Origin of the sequence: Desulfopila sp. IMCC35006, assembly GCF_005116645.1 — a bacterium.
GTDB lineage: Bacteria > Desulfobacterota > Desulfobulbia > Desulfobulbales > Desulfocapsaceae > Desulforhopalus_A.
Window position 1 is genome coordinate 200225 of record NZ_SWCM01000009.1, and the last position, 25967, is coordinate 226191.

General features: G+C 47.2%; 18 protein-coding genes and 1 pseudogene. 4 read left to right on the forward strand and 15 right to left on the reverse strand.

The window, feature by feature from the left end; all coding sequences use genetic code 11:
- Positions 1 to 197: 197 nt before the first annotated feature.
- A complete protein-coding gene (locus tag FCL47_RS16010) occupies positions 198 to 1082 on the reverse strand; it encodes a hypothetical protein (RefSeq protein ID WP_205747341.1) in 885 nt (294 codons plus the stop codon).
- A 146-nt stretch (positions 1083 to 1228) separates the two neighbouring features.
- On the opposite strand from FCL47_RS16010, the gene FCL47_RS16015 reads away from it, so the two are divergent.
- Positions 1229 to 1906, forward strand: a complete 678-nt coding sequence (locus FCL47_RS16015; protein WP_136814534.1) for a nuclease-related domain-containing protein — start codon at positions 1229 to 1231, stop codon at positions 1904 to 1906.
- 172 nt (positions 1907 to 2078) lie between these two features.
- Here the strand turns inward: FCL47_RS16015 and FCL47_RS16020 are convergent.
- The 6 genes and pseudogenes from FCL47_RS16020 to FCL47_RS16045 all read right to left on the reverse strand — a co-directional run bounded on the left by FCL47_RS16020 (position 2079) and on the right by FCL47_RS16045 (position 8902).
- Positions 2079 to 3122 (reverse strand): annotated as a pseudogene (locus tag FCL47_RS16020) (nucleotidyl transferase AbiEii/AbiGii toxin family protein).
- Positions 3119 to 3925: a transcriptional regulator gene (locus tag FCL47_RS16025; protein WP_136814535.1), complete on the reverse strand. Its 807-nt coding sequence runs from the start codon at positions 3923 to 3925 to the stop codon at positions 3119 to 3121. The pseudogene FCL47_RS16020 and the gene FCL47_RS16025 overlap by 4 nt, the downstream one beginning before the upstream one ends.
- Positions 3926 to 4291: 366 nt before the next feature.
- The gene (locus tag FCL47_RS16030; RefSeq protein WP_136814536.1) at positions 4292 to 4687 is read right to left on the reverse strand and encodes a hypothetical protein; all 396 of its coding nucleotides are present in this window, start codon (positions 4685 to 4687) and stop codon (positions 4292 to 4294) included.
- Positions 4684 to 5829, reverse strand: coding sequence for an acyl-CoA dehydrogenase (locus FCL47_RS16035; RefSeq protein ID WP_136814537.1), 1146 nt, complete (start codon positions 5827 to 5829; stop codon positions 4684 to 4686). The genes FCL47_RS16030 and FCL47_RS16035 overlap by 4 nt, the downstream gene beginning before the upstream one ends.
- 93 nt (positions 5830 to 5922) lie before the next feature.
- Positions 5923 to 7533, reverse strand: coding sequence for a long-chain-fatty-acid--CoA ligase (locus tag FCL47_RS16040; protein ID WP_136814538.1), 1611 nt, complete (start codon positions 7531 to 7533; stop codon positions 5923 to 5925).
- A 118-nt stretch (positions 7534 to 7651) separates the two neighbouring features.
- Positions 7652 to 8902 (reverse strand): acetyl-CoA C-acyltransferase, encoded by a 1251-nt coding sequence (locus tag FCL47_RS16045; RefSeq protein WP_136814539.1) that lies wholly within the window; start codon positions 8900 to 8902, stop codon positions 7652 to 7654.
- A 210-nt stretch (positions 8903 to 9112) separates the two neighbouring features.
- Here FCL47_RS16045 and FCL47_RS16050 point away from each other — a divergent pair, with 210 nt between their 5' ends.
- Positions 9113 to 10678 (forward strand): sigma-54-dependent Fis family transcriptional regulator, encoded by a 1566-nt coding sequence (locus FCL47_RS16050; protein ID WP_136814540.1) that lies wholly within the window; start codon positions 9113 to 9115, stop codon positions 10676 to 10678.
- 237 nt (positions 10679 to 10915) lie between these two features.
- Positions 10916 to 11584, forward strand: a complete 669-nt coding sequence (locus FCL47_RS16055) for a hemolysin III family protein (protein ID WP_136814541.1) — start codon at positions 10916 to 10918, stop codon at positions 11582 to 11584.
- Positions 11585 to 12211: 627 nt separating this feature from the next.
- Here the strand turns inward: FCL47_RS16055 and FCL47_RS16060 are convergent.
- The 8 genes from FCL47_RS16060 to FCL47_RS16095 form a co-directional block, all read right to left on the reverse strand.
- A complete protein-coding gene (locus tag FCL47_RS16060) occupies positions 12212 to 12973 on the reverse strand; it encodes a hypothetical protein (protein ID WP_136814542.1) in 762 nt (253 codons plus the stop codon).
- Positions 12967 to 13956, reverse strand: a complete 990-nt coding sequence (locus FCL47_RS16065) for a hypothetical protein (protein WP_136814543.1) — start codon at positions 13954 to 13956, stop codon at positions 12967 to 12969. The genes FCL47_RS16060 and FCL47_RS16065 overlap by 7 nt, the downstream gene beginning before the upstream one ends.
- 1032 nt (positions 13957 to 14988) lie before the next feature.
- Complete coding sequence (locus tag FCL47_RS16070; protein ID WP_136814544.1) at positions 14989 to 15327, reverse strand: hypothetical protein; 339 nt, start codon at positions 15325 to 15327, stop codon at positions 14989 to 14991.
- A gap of 9 nt (positions 15328 to 15336) precedes the next feature.
- Positions 15337 to 16953 carry a VWA domain-containing protein gene (locus tag FCL47_RS16075; RefSeq protein WP_136814545.1) on the reverse strand — a complete coding sequence of 539 codons (1617 nt, stop codon included), beginning with the start codon at positions 16951 to 16953 and terminating at the stop codon, positions 15337 to 15339.
- An 11-nt stretch (positions 16954 to 16964) separates the two neighbouring features.
- A complete protein-coding gene (locus FCL47_RS16080) occupies positions 16965 to 17900 on the reverse strand; it encodes a DUF3150 domain-containing protein (protein WP_240744263.1) in 936 nt (311 codons plus the stop codon).
- Between the two features lie 111 nt (positions 17901 to 18011).
- A complete protein-coding gene (locus tag FCL47_RS16085) occupies positions 18012 to 18992 on the reverse strand; it encodes an AAA family ATPase (RefSeq protein WP_136814547.1) in 981 nt (326 codons plus the stop codon).
- Between the two features lie 102 nt (positions 18993 to 19094).
- A complete protein-coding gene (locus tag FCL47_RS16090) occupies positions 19095 to 20309 on the reverse strand; it encodes a hypothetical protein (RefSeq protein WP_136814548.1) in 1215 nt (404 codons plus the stop codon).
- Positions 20299 to 20976 carry an ERF family protein gene (locus FCL47_RS16095; RefSeq protein ID WP_136814549.1) on the reverse strand — a complete coding sequence of 226 codons (678 nt, stop codon included), beginning with the start codon at positions 20974 to 20976 and terminating at the stop codon, positions 20299 to 20301. Before FCL47_RS16095 ends, FCL47_RS16090 begins: the two co-directional genes overlap by 11 nt.
- A 690-nt stretch (positions 20977 to 21666) precedes the next feature.
- On the opposite strand from FCL47_RS16095, the gene FCL47_RS16100 reads away from it, so the two are divergent.
- Complete coding sequence (locus tag FCL47_RS16100; protein ID WP_136814550.1) at positions 21667 to 25599, forward strand: NACHT domain-containing NTPase; 3933 nt, start codon at positions 21667 to 21669, stop codon at positions 25597 to 25599.
- The last annotated feature ends 368 nt before the right edge of the window (positions 25600 to 25967 follow it).

A 25967-nucleotide genomic window follows, 5' to 3' on the forward strand; every position in this document is an offset into this window, starting at 1 on the left:
ACTCGGCTAATAATAGCAACGGGTGGCATTGGCAAGAACCCTGTGCTGCACCTGTCGCACCTCGATATGTATTATCGACTCAATAGTGCAACAACCAAACAGCTGTCCCCAAAGGATAAACCAGCAGCGTATTATCGCCATCCTACTACCCTGTAGCCTATATAGATGTTCAGGTTCAACTGCAATAAAAGGCAGTCTCAGTATGCCTGAATTCCATATTTCAACAGAAGCCTTGGCAAGATATCATCAAGATTCTGTACATGTTCATCTTTCAATTCAATTAGGTTAAAATCGTACTTTTCGTATATTTTTCGCTTTATCTCTTTTCTCTTCAGGTACTTTTGCTCATTTTCAAACCCCCAATATTCAATGTAAACCTTCCCTGTAGGAATATAAAAATCACAATAAGCATCTTCTTCTATAGGCAGCTTTCGTTCATAGGCGTGTACGATTTCAGCCATGTAAAGCCAATTATCAATAAGCATCTCCGCTTTTGATCGGACAAAGTGACCATCCGTGGCTCTATGTTTAGCCTCAAATTTTTCTCTAAAACCTTTTTCTTCTAAAGTTGTTTCTTCGGGTTTTGGTTCTTCTGAATTTTTAGTACCTCTGATTTGTTCTACCGAGTTTTGAAGTATTTTATTTTCAAGGATTAATTCCGGCCACCTGACATAGGGAATACCAGATTTTTTATCTTCATCCTGTATTGCACCTTGGCGAACTCCCTGGGGGGTGGTTAGCCAACCTTTCAATCCTTTGTAAACCCAACCAATCTCAGAGAGGAGGAAATTTATCTTATTCGCTGAAAGGCCATATTGTTTTCCAATAATGGTTGAAGTGATTAATTTTTCATTAAGTGTGACGTTGATTTTTATGTCATCTGGCCAAGTAATGTATTTCCCATACTGCTTACTATCAATGAATTTACCACCCTTGCTAACCCCTTCGTTGGTGAGGGACCAGACCTCTCCTTTTTTCTCAATTAGACCTAAATTGACGAGTTGTACAAACATTTCTCTTGCTGTGATTTTATATAGCTTTGCAAGAGCCGTAGTTGAAATTTTCTTGGTAGAATCAGCCATGCCCATAATTTTTCTCCGTACGACTCTGTAGTGTTAATAAAAACCATTTGATTACAGAATATTAGCCCTATATAATATTTAATGCAAAAGAGAATATTTTGAAGATATAGAATTTTTCAGATAAACTTCACCCAATTACTCGATCAATGAAAGGATTTTTCGGAGAACTTATCGTATCTTTTTTTGGATGGTTATTTCTTGACAAAGATATCTATAAAAAAATTAACAACATAACCGTCTGGGAGAACGGTTCTTCTACACAAGTTGATCATATTCTAGTTTCAATGTATGGAATTTTTGTCGTTGAAACAAAAAATTATTCTGGATGGATCTACGGTCATCAGGATCAAGCAAACTGGACACAAGTTATTTATGGAAAAAAATATTCCTTCCAAAATCCTCTAAAGCAAAACTATCGTCATATCAAAATATTATCGGATTTTTTAAACTTAGATACCGACAAATTTCATAGTGTCATTATGTTCATAGGTGAATCAAAATTTAAGACACCTATGCCTGCGAACGTCTTAGACAGAGGATATACTGCCCACATAATATCAAAAAGGTCTTTTCTATTACATACTGAACAAGTAGAGCAATGTTTTCGAAAATTAAAACAGTATAAAGAAAGAAGTAGTTACGATGACAGATCTAACCATATTTATTCTCTTAAACAGCGCCATAATTCAGTCACAAACTGTCCTAAATGTGGTGCAAAGTTGGTGAAAAGAACGGCAAAAAGAGGTAAAAATTGTGGAGAACAATTTCTTGGGTGTTCTGGATACCCCAGATGTAAATTTACTAGACATTTGACTAATAATTGATTGAAATATACTCAAGAAATCATATTTTGTTATTTATATTGGATTGTTACCTATTGTTACGATTACCTGTTTTTTCAAACTTCAATCTGTTGCGCTTATTGTACTACTCCAGCAATATGCAGTGGAATTTCTCTATCCTGTGGATATACTGCTAAGGCATTTTATGCCGTCGTTATAGACCTTTATATTTTTTAACATTAACAGCCTTCCACTCCAAAAGAGGCTGCCTTTGAATGCGTTGTTGCAAACTTTTGTCAGCAGTCAGGATAGTCGAGTCAATCTCTCCGTAGTCAAGCAGCAGGTCAAGAAACGCTTTCTCGTTTTCCGAGAAGGGAATTACAACAGTCAGGGCCTGTCGGCATTCTTCCACGAGGCGTGTACCATACTGGTCTATAGATTCTTGTTCTTTAGCTGTATTAAAACGTAGGGTCGGGATCAACTGCCGGGCAAGTTCAGAGCTGTCCAAATTCACATCCTCGGTGGAAACCGTTCGCCAGTCTTTACGGTTCATGGCACCGTAAACGACAAAGGCTGTACGCAGTCGGTCAAGATCGAGATTTTCCATATGCAAAAGAATATGGCTGTCAAACAAATCCCTCGCCTGTCTGCGTGCAAGCAACGCCGCCAGTTTTCCCGCCGCCAATTCATGGATATCAATTACAGGTATTTGTGTGGCCTGCCAGGTACCGACAGGATACGAATCGGATAACGAAACAGGCCACAAAGGGACCCGATACATGAAGTTGAGGTCCACTTCGAGATTGCCGCCAAGTCCTGCAGCACTCTGGTAACGCAGGGACCATTTTCCGCCGGCGTGTTCTTCCGGCATGCGCCTGACAGTGAATCCTTCCCTTGCAAATACTGCCTGAACAGCCTGCTCGATCCTGGGTCGTTCGGCAAGCATGGCTTCACGATCTTCCGCCCCCACATAGTTTAGTCACTTACAAAAAATATTTTCACGTTTCTTGCTAAGATTTTTTGTTAAGTGACTTATCCCGTTTATCGGGGTGAGATCGATATCAACGGAAAGCCGGGGAACATTGAATATAAAAAGGTTGAGAGCTGTTCCACCCTTGAGAGCCAGCTTGCCTTTTAAAAAAGGATGGCTGCCAAGAGCTTCGAGCAACCCCAGTAGGTGGGCAACCTTTTCAAGCACATCCGGTCTGAATCCTGTTGCTTCCGCTTGAGCTATAAGTTTCTCATGAGATATTTTCATAGAACTTCTCCCCAAGTCCGCTCGAACAAATCAACAGGGACCACCAGGTTCCAATCTGCGACAACCTTCCCTGATTTTCTGTTGGAACTGTCCAGATAATGTGGTTGCCTGGGTCGATGATTACGAAGAGGTGCCATATGATTCTCTTCGACCATCAACGATTCGCGATGCTGTTCCAGATAAAAACCAACCTTGGCAATCGTTGTCGCATTACCGAGTAGAAGGGCATATTCGACCACTTTTTCGAGATCGAAGAATTCGATCGCTTCAAGGGAACGCCAAATTTCTTCCCAGCTTCCTGAAAGAGCAGGCCGATCCAAGACATCCACCAAAGTCCGCTCAAGGGAAGTGACCCTGACTTCCAAACCGGCGCGGTCAACAGTGGTAACACCGAAATCTACCTTTTCTGCACGGCAAAGTGCTTGGGAAAACCTGACACCTCGAAAAACATGGGATCGAAACGTAACAGGGGAAACTGGGCGGGCTGCTGAATAAGTGAGATGCTCACGTGTGGAGTAGGCGTAACCGTGTACTTCTAAAGCCGTGTGGTATGACAGTACAGCATCTGCTGTGAGTTTGGCAGCAACAAGAAAAGGATCAACCGGATATGAATCTGGATCGGCTCCTATTGGGATAACCGCATATAATCCTCTTCGAATGAGAATGACATGCCCGGTATTCCTATGATAATTCAGCAAGGATTCTCTGGTCCTGGGGCCTGCTTTCCCAAGACTTGCGAGATGATCGTTGAACTCTTCGCCTGTGAACACCGGATGTTTGCGGAAAAACATTTCGTGTTTCATATGCACTCAATTGATTTAGCCCTGGATAACACACAATTATCCTATGTTTTACTAGCAACATTGTCAATTCCAAATTGGGTTATAATGAAATTTATTCACATAACCCATATTTATAATATGGGTTATGTCATATTTTTTCACAAAAATTCTCAGTATTACTTGTTCTATGCCTCTGTAAGATGAGAATAAAAAATGCCGTCCCCCGAAGGAGACGGCCAGGGTAAATGACGGTTTTAACCGATACAGTCGAAAGATCCCCTCGACGTTCTTCAGCTCAGCCATTTTTTCCGTTAAGAACCAAAGTAAAATAAACACAGTCCAAATTTTAGATTTTACGGCAAAACTAAAATTAACCAAGATATTAGTTTAGATATCGGCAGCTTCCATCGTCTCGGGACTGGCGAGAACAGCCACGAAGCCCAGATTCATTTTATCGATGTTCGAATTAAGGGTAGCCAGATCCCGCTTCAATTCTTTGAAAGCACTCTGCACCCCGGCGGCCAGACTCTTCCACAACGCCTGCACCGCCTTTTCCCGTTCCTTCAGCGCCTCCACCTCGGCCTGCAGATTGGCAAGCGTTGCCGCTTCATCCTCTCCCAGGTACTTGCCGTAGGTGCGCTGTTCGATCCGGTGATATCCCTCGCTGAAGCGACGGGTGATTTCCATATGTTCGGCAGACTTGCCTTCATTGCGCACCACACGAGCGTCAAAGGCCCGGTGAAAGGCATGGGCAATGCAGTTTTGATGTGCGGTTAAAATCATCGGGTCAATGCCGAACCGATGACGATCCGCTGAACCTCGCTGGTGCCTTCGTAGATTTCGGTAATCTTCGCATCCCGCATCATCCTTTCCAAGGGGAATTCACGGCTATAGCCATAGCCGCCGTGAATCTGCACGGCCTGGGTGGTGACACGCATAGCGGTCTCGCTGGCCAGCAGTTTAGCCATCGCCGACTCCTGTGAATATGACAGTCCTGCACTGGCCCTGAAGGCCGCCTTATAAACCAGGAGGCGCGCGGCTTCCACCTGGGTTGCCATATCGGCCAACTGGAATTGAATTCCCTGGAAGGTGGCGATACTGGCATCGAACTGTTTGCGCTCTTTGGCATAGGCAACCGATGTATCGAGTGCCCCCTGGGCAATACCGAGAGCCTGCGAAGCGATGCCGATCCGGCCGCCATCGAGTGTCTTCATCGCCACCTTGAAACCTTTGCCCTCTTCGCCAAGAAGATTTTCCTTCGGGATGCGGCAACCCTCGTAGACCAGCTCCATGGTTGGCGAGGACCTGATGCCCATCTTCTTTTCCTTCTTGCCAAAGGAGAATCCCGGAGTTCCTTTTTCAACAATGAAGGCGCTGATGCCGTGGTGTTTCTCGGCCTGTTTATCGGTCCGGGCGAAGACCACATAGGTTTCGGCCTCCCCGGCGTTGGTTATAAAGATCTTGGTACCGTTCAAAATCCAGTCATTGCCGTCACGAACGGCGGTGGTTTTGGTCCCGCCCGCATCCGACCCGGCGGACGGCTCAGTCAGGCCAAAAGCTCCCATCTTTTCCCCCTGGGCCATGGGTACGAGGAATTTCATTTTCTGTTCCTCGGTGCCAAAAAGGTAGATGGGGTTGGAGCCAAGCGACAGGTGCGCCGACAGGGTTACACCTGTCGATGCACAAACCCGCGACAGTTCCTCGACCGCGATCGCATAGCTCAGATAATCAGCCCCGGCTCCCCCGTACTGTTCGGGGAAGACAATCCCGGTCAGTCCCAATTCCGCCAGCCGGCCAAACATCAAAGGCCGGTCGAAACGCTCCTCCTCGTCACGAGCGGCTGCCGACGGCGCGACTTCTTTCTCGGCAAATTCACGCACCATATCCCGGATCAGGCTTTGCTCTTCGGTCAGTTCAAAATTCATCGTGGTTGCTCCTGTGAGAGTTTTTCAGATCATTTGCAAGGTGAAAACGCACCTGTGATGTTGCTTCAATTTCTGCGGTATTTTCCTTTGAAATCAGTTGACCTTCTTATCCAGTCCCGCCCATTCCTTCTTGCGAAGAACGAATTTTTGAACCTTACCCGTCGAGGTTTTCGGCAACTCGATGAATTCCACTGTCTTCGGCGCCTTGAACCGGGCAAGATTCTCCTTGCAGAAGGCGATAAGGTCCTCGGCCGTCGGGTTTGATCCGGGTTTTGGCGTGACAAAAGCCTTTGGTACTTCCCCCCATTTACTGTCCGGAACCGCCACTACGGCCACCTCCAATACATCGGGATGACGGTAAAGAACGTTTTCCACCTCCACCGTGGAGATGTTCTCACCGCCGGAGATGATAATGTCCTTCTGCCGGTCAAGGATCTGGATGTAGTTGTTCGGATGCATCACCGCAAGATCCCCGGAGTGAAACCAGCCACCCTTGAAGGCCTTTTCGGTGCCTTCCGGATCCTTGTAATAGCCAAGCATCACCACGTTCCCTCGCATGACCACCTCGCCGATGGTCTTGCCGTCGCGTGGCACCGGTTCCATGGTCTGCGCGTCCACCACATCCAGGAACTGGCATACCGTGTAGGCCACCCCCTGACGTGACCGGATGGAACTCTGCTCGTCGGCAGGCAAACTATTCCATTCGTCATGCCAGGCACAAATCGTGTAAGGTCCATAGACCTCAGTAAGACCATAGACGTGATTGACCTGGGCACCTATGGATTCCATCTGTCGAATGATGGTGGGCGACGGCGGCGCGCCTCCCACGGCAATCTTCAATGGTTTTTCCGGGTTGAGATTTTTAAAGGCCGGAGCATTGGCCATGCCGATCAGGACGATGGGTGCTGCGCACATGTGCGTCACCTTTTCGGTCATTATCTGCTTAAATATTTCATCAGGAACAACCTTGCGGAGACAGACATGGGTAGCACCGGCTGCGGTTACCGCCCAGGGAAAGCACCAGCCGTTGCAATGGAACATGGGCAGGGTCCAGAGATAAACGGATTCGCTGGTCAGACCGGTTTCCAGGCAGTCGCCGAGGCTGTTGAGATAGGCGCCGCGGTGATGATACATGACCCCCTTGGGCTTGCCGGTAGTGCCACTGGTATAGTTGAGGGAGCAGACCGAACGTTCATCATCGACATCAATGTCAAGCGCCTCGGGACTGCCGGTCATGAGCAGTGATTCATAGTCGGTCCCGTTCAAAGGACAGTCATTGCTGGCATCGCAGATGTTGACAAAGGCACGCACCTTCGGCAATTCCCCAAGATTCGCCACGACCGTACCGGCAAACTCGTTATCGACAAAGCAGATCTTGGTATCCGAATGATTAAGGATATAGGAGACCTCAGGGGCGGAGAGGCGGATATTGATTGTCACCAGGACGGCTCCGAGCATCGGCACGGCAAAATGAGCCTCCAGCATGGGGGCCGTGTTAGGAGAAATAAAGGCAACCTTGTCTCCGCGGCCAATGCCTTGTTTTTTCAGGGCGCTGGCAAGACGGTTGATACGGGCGTAATGCTCCCGGTACGTATAACGTTTGTCGCCATTGACTACCGCAAGCTTGTCGGGATAAACTTCGACACTTCGCTTGATAAAGTTCACCGGCGTCAACATCTCATAATTGACAGATGGAAAGTCCATAGACGATCTCCTTATAGGGAATAGTTAGTACCTTACAGAGTATTTCCTTGTTTTTACTGCAACGTTAGAGTGAAATTTTCGCTCCGCAGCGATAAGATCGCCCGCGCACTCCGGCGACTCAGACCATCTCCACCGCGCACGCCATGGACACGCCGCCGCCGCCGCACAGGGTAGCAAGGCCGAGACTTTTGCCCTGTTTTTTCAGAGCATGGAGGAGGGTAACCATGATCCGGCAACCGGTGGCGCCGATGGGGTGGCCAAGACCTATTCCAGAACCGTTTATATTGGTGATCTCTCTCTTCAATCCCAGTTCACGCTCACAGGCGATATACTGGGCGGCAAAAGCCTCATTGACCTCCACCAGCTCAAAATCGCTTATGGTCAAACCACTGCGTTGCAGGAGATCGTTGACGGCAGGCACCGGTGACAGTCCCATCACCGCCGGATGACAAGCCCCCCGGCCGATGGCCCGAATCCTGGCCAGCGGTTTGATGCCGAGCTCTCGGGCCTTATCTGCTGCCATGATAATCATGCCCGCGGAACCGTCATTGAGGCCGCTGGCATTGCCTGCCGTAACCTTGCCGGTTTCGGGGACGAAGGCCGGCGGCAGCTTGCGCAGCTGTTCTATGGTCAATCCTGGACGGAAATGTTCATCCTTGTCAAAGAGGAGCGGCTCTTTGTTTCGGCGCGGCACCGGTACCGACACAATCTCCGCCGCAAAGGAACCGTCATTGGTTGCCCGTTCGGCATTGTTCTGACTGCGCAAGGCAACTTCGTCCATCTCTGCACGGCCGATGTCAAGCTTCTGGGCGACAAACTCAGCGGTATGTCCCATGATATAGGGTTTTCCGACCATCAGACTGGCTGGAGCCTTAGTTGTGTCTAGAGGAGCGTCTGCAGCCAGAGGCATCAGATGTGACCCGCAGTGCAGGGCATGCATCATCGCATCGATAAAACCCTGGTCCTGGAGTCTGGCCCCCCAGCGGGCGCTGGGCACGGCATACGGAACACCGGACATGTGTTCCACACCGCCGGCGAGGATGACATCCGCCATTTCCGCCTGGATCATGGCCATCCCGGAGATGACGGCCTCCATACCCGATATGCAGACCCGGTTGATGGTGACGGCGGGCACCGTGTCGGGAATCCCGGCCATCAAAGAAGCCACTCGCGCTATATTGAGGTTGTCGTGATGTTCCATGCAGCAACCGTAGCGTACGTCATCGATAATTGCCGGATCGATGCCCGCCCGTTTGACCGCTTCCTTCATGGTTATTGCCGCCAGCTGCGGGCCATTCATGCTTTTCAGGGTTCCGCCAAAGGCGCCGATTGCCGTTCGGCAGGCGCTTACTATTACTACATCTCGCATAGAGGACTCCTTTGTCTGTGCATCTGAATGCATTTGCCAAAATTGGTCCTCTACCTACAGCAAAAACCATGCTCAAATATAATATTGTATAGTTTCAACATGTTACTTGATTGACCCCATATCACCTGCACTATGGCGCAGTTTTGACTGGAACATATTCCAGAAACTGGCTATTCTGGAATATGTTCCAGTCAAACAGGGAGGCCAACAATGACGATTGACGAGAGCACATTCTTCCGCGAAGCTACCTTACGAATCTGCGGCAGCCTGGAAATTGAAAGCGCCATGCAGCACTGCATGCAATACCTCTCCCGCTACCTGCCTGCCACGAACATGGCTTTCCATGTCTACGACCGCGAACTCGGCATCGTCGAGACCATCGCCGTAGCAACCGTCGACAGCGCCCGGGCCATGTCCCTGCGCACCCCGCTTTCCGCCCGGGGACGACGCCAGGTCGAAGAGCAGCGTTCCGACCGGGCAAAGCTGATGGAACGTTCGGGGGACGACGCGGTGGCAGGCCCGGTTGTCCGTCAATTGGGCATTGAGGATCTGCCGGGATTACTGCTGGACCTCGCCCTGGAAGGAAAATTCGTCGGCACGCTTTCAATGTTCAGTGAACCGGACATCACGTTCAACCGCCACCATGTCCGCCTCCTCTCCCTCCTCAACAAGCCCTTTGCCATAGCGCTGACCAACAGTCTGCGCTACCGCGAACTGCAGACCCTGCGCGACACCCTCGCCGATGACAATCGCTACCTCCAGGATGAGCTGCGCACCCTGTCGGGCAGCGAGGTTATCGGTGCCGATTTCGGCTTGAAAAGGGTCATGGAAATGGTCCGTCAGGTCGCACCGCTGAAGAGTCCGGTGCTGTTGATGGGTGAAACCGGCGTCGGCAAGGAGGTGATTGCCAATGCCATTCACAATCTGTCGCTTCGCTCCAATGGTCCGTTTATCAGGGTCAATTGCGGCGCCATCCCGTCAACCTTGATGGATAGCGAGCTGTTCGGCCATGAGAAGGGGGCGTTTACCGGCGCTCTTCTGCAAAAGCGGGGGCGGTTTGAACGTGCGGACGGCGGCACAATCTTTCTGGATGAGATCGGCGAACTTCCCCTGGAAGCCCAGGTCCGCCTGCTCCGCGTCCTGCAGGAAAAAGAGATCGAGAGGGTCGGCGGCACCGAGACCATACAGGTTGATATCCGGGTGATTGCCGCCACGCATCGCAACCTGGATCTGATGCTGGCTGAAGGCCGATTCAGGGAGGATATCTACTTCCGTCTGCGGGTCTTCCCTGTAACTATTCCACCGTTGCGTCTGCGGCCGGAGGATATCCCTGTTCTTGTGCAGCATTTTATTCAGAAAAAATGCCGGGAGATGAAGACCGTAAAGATTCCCGTCCTGGCCCCTGGTGCCCTGGAACGTCTCATGCAGTACAACTGGCCCGGCAATGTACGGGAACTGGAGAATGCCGTAGAACGAGAGTTAATTGTCAAAAAAGGCTCCCTGCTTTCCTTCAATGACCTTGATGCCAAACTGCAAACGACTGTTGCCATCAGGCCGAGTCATGACGAGAAAACGCTCTTTGAACCTCTCGAACTGGACACCGTGATGAGCCGGCATATCAGCCGGGTCCTGGCCCTGTGCCACGGACGCGTTGAAGGTGGGAATGGCGCCGCACGCCTGCTGAACATCCAGCCCTCAACCCTGCGCAAGAGAATGAAAAAATTGGGAATACCCTTCGGTCGCCGGGCCATATCTCCCGGCAGCAGCGGTAGCTGACGAATGACCGAGGCAGGTCCCCGAAGTGATTCTGCCCATGACAGAAAAATGGTTCTTGTCCCGAGTCAACATAGCACGGGAGATTATACGAAAAGCTAAGGTTCTATTTAACAGACCGTCGACAATAAATTTCATGTCTCACGTTGAAAAAGACTTATAGTACAGGAGTTGTTTTAGTGGTGCGGCAATTTTATGAGTTTTCAACTATTTCATTATTCCCAAAGGCCAGGTGCACCGATGAAGCAAATCGAGTCCGTCAATTTGCGCTACTCGCTATACGAAGAAATTGCTAATAGCATCACCCACGGCATCGGGCTTCTCTTTGCTATTGCCGGCTTGGGTGTGCTGACTGCCTTTGCCAGTCTTTATGGCGACGCTTGGCATATCGTTGCCTGTTCAATTTTCGGCGGCACAATGATCCTGCTGTATACGGCTTCAACCCTCTATCACAGTATCCAATGGCACAGCGCCAGGCCGCTTCTGCGCACTCTTGATCATTGTGCCATTTTTCTGTTAATTGCCGGAACGTATACTCCGTTCACCCTGGTAAACCTCCGCGGTCCATGGGGTTGGTCACTCTTCGGTACTATCTGGGGCCTTGCTATTATCGGGATTGTCCTTGAAATTTTTCTGTCCCCACGGTTGCGGCACCTTGTCATCGCTCTCTATATTTCCATGGGATGGGTGATGGTGGTGGCGATCAAGCCTATGCTAGGAGCTGTTGCACCTGGCGGCTTAATACTGCTTCTGGCTGGCGGGCTGTGCTACACCATCGGTGTACCCCTTTATATCAAGAAATCCATTCCCTTTAATCATGCGATCTGGCACCTCTTTGTCCTGGCCGGAACGAGTCTGCATTTTTTTGCCATCCTGCTCTATGTTATCCCGGTTCTGGGCCATCATTGATTAATGCAGGATATTTTGGACGAGTTCGACCTTATTGAATCTTTGCAGTGCCAGCTCAACTGCTGCACGTTGGCGATACGACGAAACGGCCGGCAGACCTCTATACCAAACTGGGCGTCAAGCCACCTGCCTCGATACAATAGTCCGGGAATTTAGGCAATATACAGCATGGGGGTCGGAAACAAATGTAAAACAGCAGCAACAACAAAGCTGTAAACCCATCACATCTTGTGAGTTACAGCTTCTTGGCATTGGTGCGAAGGTCTTAACCAAACTGATGTGATAACCAGCTTATTTTACAAAACATATGCTTCGAACATTATGCAACATACCCCAAAGAATACCCCCAAAACAAACCTACATCAGAAATGATCATAATAAGCAATTTACCTTAAAATATCAATTAGTTCAAGCCAGATAACCTGTATGACGCTGGGTTACAGATCAGATCTAGCATCTAATTTCCAGCTTCTTCCACTATGCAGCTGTATTAATAAGAAAAGAAGATCGGGATCATCTAATTTATTAAAGCCAACTTGCTGACAGAAATGCCTTACGCAATTGGCCCGGGGGCTAACACCAGCCGTTTCACGGACAGCAAGCAGACAAATGTGCCGTCTTTATACCTCAACCTGCCAATCCATAGATGTTCCTCAAATCTCCCAGTACTTCCGGCAAAGTACCTCTCCGATAGCCCAACTGCCTCAAATCGACCGTTTCTGATTCCATTTCAGTAAGAAAGGTTGTCATATCGGTACCAACTGCACCTGATAATTCCATTCTGGTATCCGCCGGAATCACCTGATAAAGCCTGAACACATCCAATTTATGTTTTTTTATGTGCCTTGAATCAATCTGTTCGCCTTCTGCTCTTCTTGCAGCAAGATCCAACCAGGCCCGCGCTTTCAAGGGGATGATGTACTCGGGGTTAAGCACTGACAAACCATCGAGATCTTTCTTGCCAGCATGGAGGAATGCATAATACGAATCATCGAGTAATATAGCGGAGAGGCTTGATACCTCTTCATTCATGGGTATGGGTGTGAGATGCCCTTCTCCTTCGAAGGCCATTGCATCGGGCACTCTGGAAAAAAGTTCCAGCATTTCCGGAAAAGATTGATCCTCCGGCCTGTAAAATCGATAGAATTGTCGCTCTCCAGTGCTTTTCTGCCTGTTCTGATAATTGCCTGCCCGGACAAACTCCCAGAACCTTCTGACAAAATCAGCATTAAGAGCCTCGACGCAGAGCCCTATATCAAGATCGACCGTCGCTCTGAACTGCAATCCGGCCTGTTCCATCGCCAGAGTGCTGGCTGTACCGCCAATCAGTACATAATTGTTTTCGTAGCCCCGGAAATAGTCCTTAAACTTGTCAAGTCCCCTTACCATGGAAATTCCTCCATAAGCGCGTCGATCGCTATTTCAATACGCTCGTCTTTGGTGTCGGCAAGGCTCAGATAAAGGGAAAGAGGATCCACTTTTCCATTGCGTGCAAACAATTCCGGAGGATACTTCCAGACTTCGATTTCCGTGACTTCCAGTTCGAAATTCGGCAGAACAGTAACAGCGCCGGCGAGAAGCATTGCTTTCCATCGTTCGCTACTTACAGCTACAACAGGGTTAGTTGGTTCAGCCAACATACTAAATCGTGCCAGAGCTGATTCACCGGCAAGGAAAAACGAATCAACACTTTCTATCCCTTCGACCTTGAAGCGTTTGCTGACCGGTGACCGCAACTGTTTAAGAGACTTTTCCCATACGCTTTTCTTGTCTTCCTCAAAGCGCAGAACTCTCTCGCGCCATTCCATACTCACAATCGCCAGACCGGCCGTTTCAATTTCGTCAAAGGCCCTGGTCATGGTCATCGAGGTGTAGCCGAGCCTTTCTGCAAGCAGGGATGGCGTTACTCCATCTCCTGGCCAATCATAAAGCATGGCAAGCAACACAACCTGGGTTGAAGGGCTGAATTTCTTTTTCTTGGAGGTGGTTCGCAGATTCCGAATATATTCCCGCAGGTCTATGCCAAGGCTTGGCAAATACATCTGGTTCCCAGGAACAACAAAAGCAATCTTCTGCTCGATGAGCCGCTTTCGGTTATAGGTGGAGATTGCAGGAGACAGATAGAGGACCTCATGCTGCCATCTTTTTTGCAACTGGCTGATGTGTTTGCGGATGGTTGCCGGCGTCGTTCCTTCTTCATCCCGGACAGCCATCACCAGCCAGGGCTGTGACAGTAGCTCACACTCATAAAGCTTATAGAGATCACGGAAAAAATATGGCAGACCGGTTTCCTCGTCCCACGGTTTGAGTCGAGGTGCGATCCCGAGGTTTTCAGCGAGGTATTTTTCAAACCTTTGTGGAAGATCTTGCATAAGCTGCCCCCTTGTCAATAACAGGTTTCTTGCACAATAACATGTCAACCGTTATTGTGCAAAATTTATGTTACTGAGCTTTTATTGCAGCCCTTTTTCTCAGATAGAGATAGATGATGGTCAATAATGCAGTCGCCTTTGTCCATTTTCTGCAGGTTGTACTTTTCCGTCTACGCCCCCACCGCGGTTCCGCCGACCTTTGGGTATCGCAACCAGCCTAGCAAGTTCGGCGCCGGTCTGACCGCCTGAAATTATTTTCCTAAGCATCATTTTTTGCTCGTGGGGGAGTTCTCTTTCAGGCATTTTTGAAAGTATAGAAAATATAAGGAGTGTCCCTAATTTCCTAATTTCCATTGAAATCGCAGTCGGCCTTGTAACGGTCGTACTCGACGATATGGCGGAAGATCTCGATAAACGATACGGCAAGTTTTCTTGCATCCTGGGTTGTCAGCACCGGATGACAGCCAAGAGTTTTCCTTTGAGATTTCCCGTTATGCCAAACCTCTGCAATGTACTTTAGGTTCCTGAAGGAAATACTCTTAGAGCAAACCCTTTCAGGTCACTATCTCTAATGAAGTACGCTGAAGATGAAGGTTGAGCAGTTTTTACTGTCTTTGACGTAATTTTAGGCATTTCACACTCCCCTACTGAAGATGTACTGTAGAGGAAATGTATGAAAAAGAGGTGATATTGACCAAGACAGTCTATATCAAGGTGGCCACAAACAACAAAGCTGTAATCCCCATCATATCTAGGAATTACAGCTTCTTGGCATTGGTGCGGAGGTCGGAGCCAAACTGCAAATACAATATCCCAATATATTTATATATAATAAATATAAAACCAGTTTGACAACTGGAATATACACCAAAATATACCCTTCATGTTGATACTGCACAGATAGTTGCATCTCGTATAAAAAACCTACCCATATACTGATGTGAAATACTTTAAAATTTACTGTCATCAAAATCAAACAATAAGAGGAATAAATACTGTCCAAAAACATTCATGCTTTTGCATGATAAGTGATCAAACCTCAAACTCAGCACCACATTTATTACAGCGGTACCTTCCAATCACCTCAGTATCAATATGCTGCCCCACTCTATTTCCGATTGTGGCACCAGCAAAGAACCCGGCTATAGCTCCCGCAAGACCTCCTGTAATAGCACCAAGTCCCGTGCCTACTACCGGTACAAAGGATCCTAGAACCGCACCGGTAACAGCGAAGGATTCTGCACCTACAAAACCGGATGCCGCGCCAGCAACGCCGCCAACTACCGTTCCTACTTTCTGGGTGGTATTTATCAACACAACATGATTAATTACGTTACATTTTGGACATAATGGTGTTTTGTCTGTAAACATTTCTTTCTCCTAATTTTTGCTCTGTATCAGTGCATTCTTCATCAAGGTAAACATGGCAGGTGCCAGATCTGAAAGCTCTCTAACCGAACAACTGTGACCAGGGAAAAGGGTGGTAATACTATTGAAGTCAATCCCAACCCCGTAAAACTCAATTCCTAATGACTGACCAGCTTTAACAGATGCGGTCACATTTGATTTACAGTCCGGAAAACCGTCTGTGAGGACCAGGACGATTTTCCGGGCTTCTTTAAGTAACACCATTTTCTGCAACACCCACCAGATCGCCTCGCCCATCGGGGTGCCTCCTGATGCTTTGGTATAAAACTCTGGATGAACGGGATCTCCATGCGCAACAACTGGACAAACACCTGCAAGGTTACTGCTTGCCCCTTGGGTGTTGGCTGGGAATGCCGTTACGCCAACATTGATGCCTTGAATGGAACCAAGTGCTTTGGCCAGGGCGAAACAGGATGCAGAGGTCAGCTCCATTCGCTTTCGCATGGAACCGGAACAATCCATCAGAATGTGGATCGCAGTATTCACAGCTTTCTTTTCTTCATGGCGAATGAACAACTTGGGATTACCAGTCATAACTCTGGATAAACGGTTCGCCTGTATGTGTCCTCTTCTGCCAACCCTCCCCTGCTTCAACTGTGACGCCTGCAGGGTACTCTGCAACCTGGTCTTAAGAGCCGATTCTGCTCGGTTGATTTCCTTTTGTTCCTCTAAAGGAAATGGTCTGAAGACCTTATGACCAACAGTTGCAATTTGTAGCTCGGAAACAGCCCCCTTGCTGTTAGCAAACGACTGCGCTAAACGTTCAGAAAGGGTATCCCCCATCGCTTTTGGCAGATCATGCTCACCGGCACTTAACAGTTTCTCCAGCTCCTCTTGAGTATCGTTGTCTCTTTCAGGATGCGTAGGTATAGCACCCTCCCCTTTCCCATCTCCCTTTACTGTTCCACCCTCTTGTTTCGGAAGTTGAGAATTTCGGCCCTCCTTCGATGTACTTTGCAAAAGGGATACAATCTTCTTGGCATAAGTAATGCTGTCATCGGTCGTAAGGCATTGCGTCCGAACCTCATTCAATACCGGATATAACCTCTCACACAGCCCCGAATACCGCTTTTTAAGGACAGCCCCAATGCTATCACGAGACGCAGCTACTTCACGCACATCCCAAGACCTCACTGTGAGCAAAATCCATTCAGGGATGAGATTTGCCGATGGTACTCCCCGATCCTCGGTTTCAGGGCTAAAGAAATGCCGGATCAACCAGGTGAAATTGCCGCGACACCCAGGAAATATTCCGGCAAGTTTGTTTTCTACCCGCCAATCCTCAATACAGTTCCAAATATGCATTTCCAGAGGGGTGAGTTGGGCATTTTTCAGTGAGACAAAATTCGTCTCTCTTATATGGGCGGATTCATGATCTATGTAGCCCCTGGCAAGACCGACGAGGGTTTCATCACAGTCAAGTGGCAAACTTGGCAAGTTGATGGTACTGCCGTCTGTAAATGCCCTGGATCCACCTATGGTTACCTGGACCCCATATTTGTTGCCAAGCACAGCCGCTACCAAAGGCAACGACTGCATTATTCGATTATTGTTCATATTGGTTGTCATAATGGTTGTCCTCACCAGAGTCCTAAGCTATCGATGGACGGTTGGTTAAAATAGTTATCAGGAATTGTTTCTGATTGGCCTATGACCTTTGGTGTAGGAGTACACTGCGTATCATCTGGTTGAACAAGAAGCTGCAAAACACTCTCGGGTGTTCTGCCTTTGATGATGCTTTTTCCATGCTCAATCAGAGAGACTGGATCACGCAGGAGAGCCAGTACGCCTTGAATCATTAACAGGTCAGCACCTTTGATAAATCCTTTAGACGGAATCTGATCAAAAGCGATTTTCAATAGGTTGGAGATAGGTGCAGCACAGGGTTCAACAAAACTCAACCCACTTAATTTTTCATAGATCGAACGTAACGGGGATAGGGCTTTCTGTGACACTTGATCCTTTCCTGAATAGCATTTCTTCCAGGTGTCTTCAGCCGTTCTTGCTATCTCTCCGTAAAGCGTGGAGCCCAGTTTTGCGACTTCATCTTTCAGGCCGTCATGGATAAACTTCTCTTGGGGTGGAGCAAGCTGGAAAAGCTGCCATCTAAAACCCAAACGACTGCTCACATAATCTGCGCTCACCACAGAATTTTCGATAATTTCCTTCCATTCCATATGCTGATTTACCCAATCAAGAACACTCTGGTCATAGCTGCTCAGGAATGTATCTTTTGCAGCCATAAACTCGTCATGAATAACCTGCAGGTCCTTCACCACCTGATTGGCCATACTCTGCGGAATCCCCCATCCGCTCAGGAACCTTACGCCGACATGATCCAGCATAGTTACCGCTCGGGATTTCAAGGTGCTGAAGATACGAAGGTCTTCAGGGTTGCATATTTTCTTGCTGCCAAGGGACGTCAGCTCTTCCGGGGGCAGGTTTACTCCACCAAAGTCAGCCGGTGACAATTTTTTACGTGCGGACCAGATGTTTACATCCAGGTTTATGACCATGAGGTTTTTGAGTACGGTAATGTCCGTTGTTGTATGCATGTTTTATCCTTTCAATTTTATGGGATAAGGACGACCTTATGGGTACTAGGCTTCCTCATCTATTTGTCATTTTTAGATGTTTTCTACAGGGAATATTCGCTGCGCAAGTTCATGTAAAAACGATCTGGTGACTTTGGTCGCCCGATAGCCAAGAGCTCGATCAAGGGCATAGGTAACAGGTTGGATACCTTGGTTTGCCAATGGTTGGAATCTCACGACCAGGTCCGCCCATCGAATCAGTGTACGAGTAGAAAAAGTCACTTCAATGGCTTGATTAAAATCCACTTTGGACTCTCCCATAAAAAAGCGTCTGACCTCACCGGCGAATTCGATCATCTTCTTCCTTAAATCCGCAGGGAGATGCCCAGCCTTGATCGACAGGAGTTTCTCTTCAGATTCTGGTGTTGGATAATCAATTTCACAGAGCCAAAACCGGTCCATGAAGGCCAGGTTTTGCCGGAGAGTTCCATGGTATAAACCTGTTTCATCAGACCCACCATTCGTGTTGGCCGTAGCGGCGAACCTGAACAACGGATGAGGATTTATAATCTCTCCTTCGTTTTCTGATATGCACAAAGGACCACCATCCAGGATATTGTTTAACCCAGCTGCCGTTGATGGATCGAGTAAATCAATCTCATCCAAAAGCAGCAATCCGCCATATTTCATCGCCAGTGCAAGCGGTCCGTACTGGAAGGCCATGTTTCCTTTTTCCACGGTTAGATGACCCACCATATCGGGAAATTCCAATCGGCTATGACCTGTTATGGAAAACACTGGATAATTGAGCTTGGCCGCAAGTTGTTTTATTAAACTGCTCTTGCCACTTCCTGTAGGGCCAAACAGATAGAAAGGTTCTGAGCTGTTCATGAACCAGACAATCACGTCCCGACTCGATTCATGAAAAAGGTACTCTGGGTCCAGTTCAGGTGTAAAAGAGTTTGGGGTGGGATACCCTTTGATTTTCTTTCCAGAAGCAGAACCGCTGAAGACAAGTCCGGCATCCAGATCTTTTGGCAGTAGCTTTTCAAGTTCACTGATCGTTTTTGACATGGCATTTCTCCTTAAGATTAAAACAAAAAAGGCCCAGTCTCCTTGAACGGGAGACTGGGCCTTTCTATTGGTATTTATAAATATTTATGCTACGCCAGGTTATTACCTATTGACCTGGCTGACATACAATCGCTCATAGGGTTGACTTGTTTTCTGACATCCACCCAAGACATCATCCACCGATATCTCATCACAGATATGCTCGGTGAGCTTTTCATGCAGCACATCCCTGTCAAAACTTTTTCTACCGGGCATTGTTGCAACCTTAAATCGATACCCTGAAGTGTTCAGCCACCCGGTATTATCACCTTGGATAGCACGATAGGTGTTTTTGACTCGCTGTTCGAGCTCCTTTTTCTTCTTTTGGATAGTCGATTCTTGGCTCTTTAAATCGGCAAGTTCTTTGAGCGCGGCATCGCAGTCTGGATCAATTGCCAGAAACTGACTTTGAAACTTCGGGCAACCGGCATTGACACTGCAGAAATCACACAAGGGATGAAATCCGAAACAATGGTCGATGTCGTTTAACGATATCGCTCCCGATAAGAGTTTTGTCTTTTCATTCCACAGTTGTTCGGCTTTATCAAAACAGGTCTGCAGCATTGATGGATCATGTGTATAGGGGCCAAAGGGCTTGATATCTGACATGGAGATAGACAGCACCCATGCTTGGATGTCAGCCTCTTCTGGATTGTCCGGCAGTTGAATATCAAACATAGATTGAGCAACCTCAGGAAATGTCGCATTGACAATGCCTTCAAAATGACCTGTGGGAGGCACACTAAAACACGGGCGATTCCAGCAATGATGGAGCAAACCAGTTTGTCCATATATTTGAGCCTCATACGACGCATAGAGGTTATCTGGTATATGCTCATTGCTTTTCAGTTCCAGAATCCGCACGGCAGGATGTGGACGATCCCGTACGATGGTAAAATCCAGATGAGCTTTAAGAGGAACGCCCCGGTAGTCCATACTGATCTCCAGTTGAGGGATACAATGGGCACGAGTAGAGGTAATGGCTTTTTGAATACCATACTCCTGCCAGTGTCCCCGCTGCAGTGTGATCTGCTTTATCAAAACCTGTTTGATTTTTTCATGACTCAGACCAGAGATGGCCTGAGGTTGAATATTTTCAATGATGCCTGATTTATCAGCAACCGCCGAACGAAGACATTCCAAAGCTTTACCAATATCAGACATTCCTATGTACTGACTGCGATCACCCAACTGATCAAGGGTATCCTGCCTGCCATGGGCTAACATTCCAACCGTCAGAAATTCGAGTAACCCCTGTTGTTTTGTTTTAAGCTGCATTAGCATACCTCCACCAGACCTTGTCCTTATTATCCCATTTGAATCCAAAGGTTTTCAGAAACTCTTTTTTCGCATGAGTCTTACCCATGGCAACAACACGCTCTTTCCCATTTTGATCTTTCTGGGTTCTGTATTTGACACCATCTAAACGAGGTAACTGTTGTGTTTTAATTATGTTGTCTGCCTCCTGTTGGTTTTTACCCTGCACCATCTTTTCCGACTGTTCACCAGAAGGAGGCAAACCTTGTTCTTTTGTTTGTCCTTTTGGCATTGCGGATTCAGCGTCATCGTCCTCGGTGGTAATACCTATCAATGCTGATAGACCATAGCGTCTTGCATAGGTGATGGCAGATCCGTATCCCTGAGGATCATTTTTAGGTAAAGGCATCTCTATCAACGATGACTGCCATTGGCCTGATTCTGCATGCACTATCTTCGTGACTAATCCCAAATGACCAGCCTCAACTGATACCGGATACTGAGTCATCCATATACCATGGGAAAGCAGTGCCGTCCGACACACCTCCATTACTGATTTTAAAGTCGCATAACTACTTTCAGTATAGGTATTTATCCCATCCTTTAATGCTGGAACGAGTGACAGCTGAACACTGATCATGGTTCTGGCTAATTCTGTAATTTTTTCTGAGCTCAGAGTTATTTCCATTTTGTACCTCCTTTTTTTATAACCTCCCAACCCGCACACTGCAGGTTAGGATGTCACAATCTATTGATTTTAAACAATTAATAAGCACGTTCTATCACAGTAATATATGCTTCAAATTATGTTGAAAACTGTTTTGAAAGAGAAAAAATGGGAGGATGACAGATGTAGATTTAACTGCAGGTAGAAAAGCTACTCTGGCCGACTGATCAAGCAGCCTGGAGCAGAAAAAGGAAGACACACAAATAGAGGCTTTGAAACGTGGTTCGGGTGATTAAATCGAGACTTGATCTGATAGGTTGAGCCCCCAGATTGTAATCTTGTCTGACAGGCAAAATCGTGAAACTAGTTTGAATAACCAATTGTAATAACAAATAGTAGGTGGTAACACTATAACCATAAGTAATCGCACAGGATATTACTACCACGCAGTGGTGATACTACATTACTATTATCACAGCCACGTCATCTACTTCCTGAGTCATATTTTGTAATTGGTGGAAGGCAATGGTTCAGATATATTGGAAATATCTTGACCTTTCACCCACCCCAAAAGAGCCAAAACAAGACTTGGTTATTGTTGTTTGTAGTCGGCGACACCCGATACAAAAACATATCCAAACACCCATTCACATTTGCAGGCACAATTATTGATTTGGTTTGATACCATCAAAACCAATAAGGCCAGAAAATATGGACTACGACTTTTCTAGACTCTCTACCCGATCCTTCGAACAGCTTGTACAAGCCTTGGCAATTTCAGTGATAGGACCCGGCATCGTTGTCTTTGGAGATGGGCCAGATGGAGGACGCGAGGCGACGTTTGATGGACGCATCCCATTTCCAACCGTTACTGCCCCTTGGAACGGTTACGGTGTGGTGCAAGCAAAGTTTCGTCAGCGTCCTCTGGATACAAGAAAAGATTGCGATTGGGCTCTGGCCGAATTGAAGAAAGACCTGGAAAAATTCACAGATGCCAAACGCAAACTACGAAAACCTGAGTACTACTTGTTCGCGACAAATGTAGTACTGACGCCTGTAGCTAAAACAGGAAGCAAGGATAAAGCTACTGCCTTGATTGAAAGCTATAAGGCCCGACTTGGTCTGAAAGATTTTCGTTTCTGGGATTATGATCAAATTTGTACACTGCTTGACACCCAAAAATCGGTGCGCGAAGCTTATACCGCCTGGATTACACCTGGAGACGTGTTGGCTGCAGTGATGGAACAAATCAACCCGAAGCGACCAGATTTCCGCCAAGTGATGCTCAACTTTGTGCAAAAGGAGCTACTTTCCGAGCAGTACGTCAACTTGGGTCAGGCTGGCCATAACGTACAGGATCGCATTCCTCTTGCGCGTGTTTTTGTCGACTTGCCTGTCGAAGAACAGAATCACGATCTTGCCCCAACACTGTCGGCGATAGAGGAAAAGTTCCTGTTTGAGCCCTTTGTTGACAAAGAATCTGGCGCAATCAGCGAACTTCTCTCCCTTTCGGCGCAGCGTCTCGATCCAAAGTCCAATCCTGTGTTAGCGGCAACAAGGGAACATTTAGCGATGAATCCCAGCCCAGGCCGAGTTGTCTATATCGGTGGTCCAGGCCAGGGCAAGAGCACCTTGACCCAATTCTTCTGCCAGATGCATCGGGTTGCCCTGTTGGCAGAAGATAAGCCTAACATCCTGCTTCGAGATGCTCATGACACGTGCGAACTTATACAATATCAATGCGAACTTGAATCACTAGCAATTCCACGCTTGGCTCGATTCCCTATACGAGTGGAACTGAATCGTTTTGCTGCCGCATTGGCAAGCAATGAGGCGGCATCTCTATTTGATTATCTATTGCAGCGGGTCCGACAACGTAGCGAACGTGATCTAAATTCGGACGACTTGCGCGATTGGCTGGCTACCTACCCCTTGTTATTGGCCCTAGATGGCCTGGACGAAGTGCCTGCATCCTCTAATCGTTCTCAGGTTCTTGAAGCTATACAGGATTTTTTGGTAGATGCCCAACAGTGCAATGCGGATTTGTTATTGATCACAACCAGTCGTCCTCAAGGTTATAACGACGATTTTTCTCCTCGTTACTATTACCATCGCAAACTTGTATCTCTAAATATTCCACGCGCTCTGCACTATGCTGAGCGACTTATTGATCAGCGGTGGGGAGAGGATCAAGAAAAGACACATCGTTTACTGGAACGACTCAGACGGGCAAGTGATGAAGATGCAACCGCCCGACTGATGTGCAGTCCGCTCCAGGTTACGATCATGACCTTGTTGGTAGAAACTCTTGGCGAGCCACCCAAAGAGCGATGGCGCCTGTTTAACGAGTATTATCAGGTTATTAATCGACGCGAAAAGGAACGTGAAATTCCTGCCGCCAAACTACTGAATACTTATCAGGCGGACATAGATGCCATTCACCAGAAAGTTGGCCTGTGTTTGCAAAAGAACTCAGAATACAGTGGTGGCACCGATGCTCTGTTGACAAGGAGTCAGTTCGGCGAACTAGTCGAGCAACGGCTTGCTGAGGAGGGACACACTGGAGAAAGACTAGATTGTTTGAGAGATGAAATAATCGATGCGGCCTTGGAGCGTTTGGTTTTTCTGGTTGCTCCGCGTGAAGATGCAATAGGTTTCGAAATCCGCTCGCTACAAGAATTCATGGCTGCCCAGTGGTTGATGAATGGCAGCGATGAGTTGGTACGTAAGCGCTTGAGAGCTATCGCCCATGCTGCCCACTGGCGTAATGTGTTCATGTTCGCTGCTGGGCGATGTTTTCACGACAAACAGCACATGCGTGACAGCCTCCATGCACTTTGCTGTGAACTCAATGAAGGTGATAGCGTACTCGGAGGTGGAGAATTGGAAAAAGCCACCCTGGCTGGGTCTCATCTTGCCCTGGATATCCTTGAAGACGGTGCAGTGGCAAACCAACCAGCCCAGATAAAACTCTATCTACGCCTCGCATTTCGCTTGCTCGAACTACCGCCTTGCCAGGCCCTGTTGAGATTGGCGAGGCAATATCGATCTGAACACGAAGAAATGTTCCAGAAGGATATTGAACGGTTGATCTCCAAAAGTCAGTCGAAATATTGTATGGGCGCTTGGCAACTATTGCTGCAAATGATTGCCCAAGATATCGTTTGGGCAAAGACACTGGCTGAGCGATATTGGCCGCAGAAAGCAAAGGAGGCTATAGCGATTATTAAGGCGGCCAGTGGTGTAGAGGTGAGCGATTGGTTGTCATCACATTGGCAGGGAATTATTTTTAGTCTCCCAGCCGGTATGGTTTTTAAGCAAAGGTTTTCTGAATTGGAAAAACAGTTACTGCACAAGATACCCACCGACCTTGATCGTTTATTTATATTTGCTGACCATGATAGATTCGATGAGAGAATTGAGGCCAAAGTTGATGGGGTGAGTAATTCTTTCCGGATAAGCGTTATAGATAACATAAGATCTGAGTACTCACTGGTAAACAGTAGGATTCCAAATGCACACTGGAGTTGGGAATGGTTGCGAGAAGCAGAAATTTTTAAAGACAACCAGTCTAAAGAGTTATTGTCTCATTTATTATCTAAGCTGGCGTTGAATAAAGAAAAAACAGAAAGTATATGTCAAATTTCTGGACACTTAGCTTGGCCTCTTGGGACTTGCGTAACTGCTGCATGGAGTGCTGGAGCATTTGACCATTTCGCAAATGCTGCACGTAATGGTGAGCTGGGGGATGGCGATGTTTGGTCACAAGCAGAGGAGCGGTGGAGGACAAAGGGACTGACTTCTTCAGATCTGGCATACATACCTCAAAACGATCTTCCTTTTGACTTGCGTGTTGGAGAAATCGGTTTTCCGTTTGAACATTATGGTATGTCCTCCACTCACGATCCAAAAATAGCAGATGATATAAACGGCTTACATATTCAATGGAAATCGCTCCCAATTGGTAAAGCCAGATCGACTCTTGCGCACAGCATTTTTTTTCTCATAGGCATTGCTGGTGATATCGATATTAAAATCAGCGAGGACGTAATAGCCGACCTCAAGTGCTTGTCGGAGGACATCAAAGACAAGAGGCTATCTATTCACCTTTTTAAGGCTTTTCCTCCTGACTTCTGGAATAGACATGAGGCTATTGAAATTCTCACTGAACTTGGTGGCAAAAAATTCTATCTTGAAAACTCTATGGAAACAGTGTCGGAGCTGGAATCCCTTGTGGTCCAACATCCTAACCATATAGACCTATTGCCGCTCCTCGCTAATTTTTGTCTTTCCGGCTATAGACCTCGTCATCCCGACTTGGTTTTTTCCCATTGTTCTTTTGAAGCAAACAGGATCAAGGCAGCTGCAATCTTGGTCAAACTTGCCCAGACAGGTTGGCCAGACAACGATCCTTCTTCTCTAGCGTCTAAGTTACTAACATTACGCGAAGCAGGTGAAAATAAAATAACTGATGCACTGACCATCATAAGGAGGCTAAAAAAAAGCAGTAGATCCATTGAGATTTTTCTTTCATCCCTTTACGCCGGCCTGCCAACGGAAGCCTGGGAGGATCGGGGCAAACTATTACGCGATATGCAAGAATATCAACAGCGACACCTGAGCAATTCAATAGATCTACCATAAACTCAGGTAACAGTTTATTCCTGTGTAAAATTGAGGTTAGGCTGACTTATTGGAGTTTTGGTAAAAAGCAACTTGGGGACTGGCGTTGTTTGATTTATCTCATGTACAGACTAAGGCAAAGGGGACAGATTTATTTATGAAAGTCAAGATATCTATATTAAATATTGACAGCGATCAGTAGGCCATATTTCTCCCATAAAATTGGAAAAATTGATTCAAATTATCCCGAAAATCGGAATATTTAGATAAGATTCTCGAATTGAAACAATTATGATTTGTCGAGCTAATCATGTTTTAGGGTGCTTGAGAACAAGCACCGGGTTCAGCATGGAGATAATATCTTTGCAAGATTATTCTGCAGATCAGAT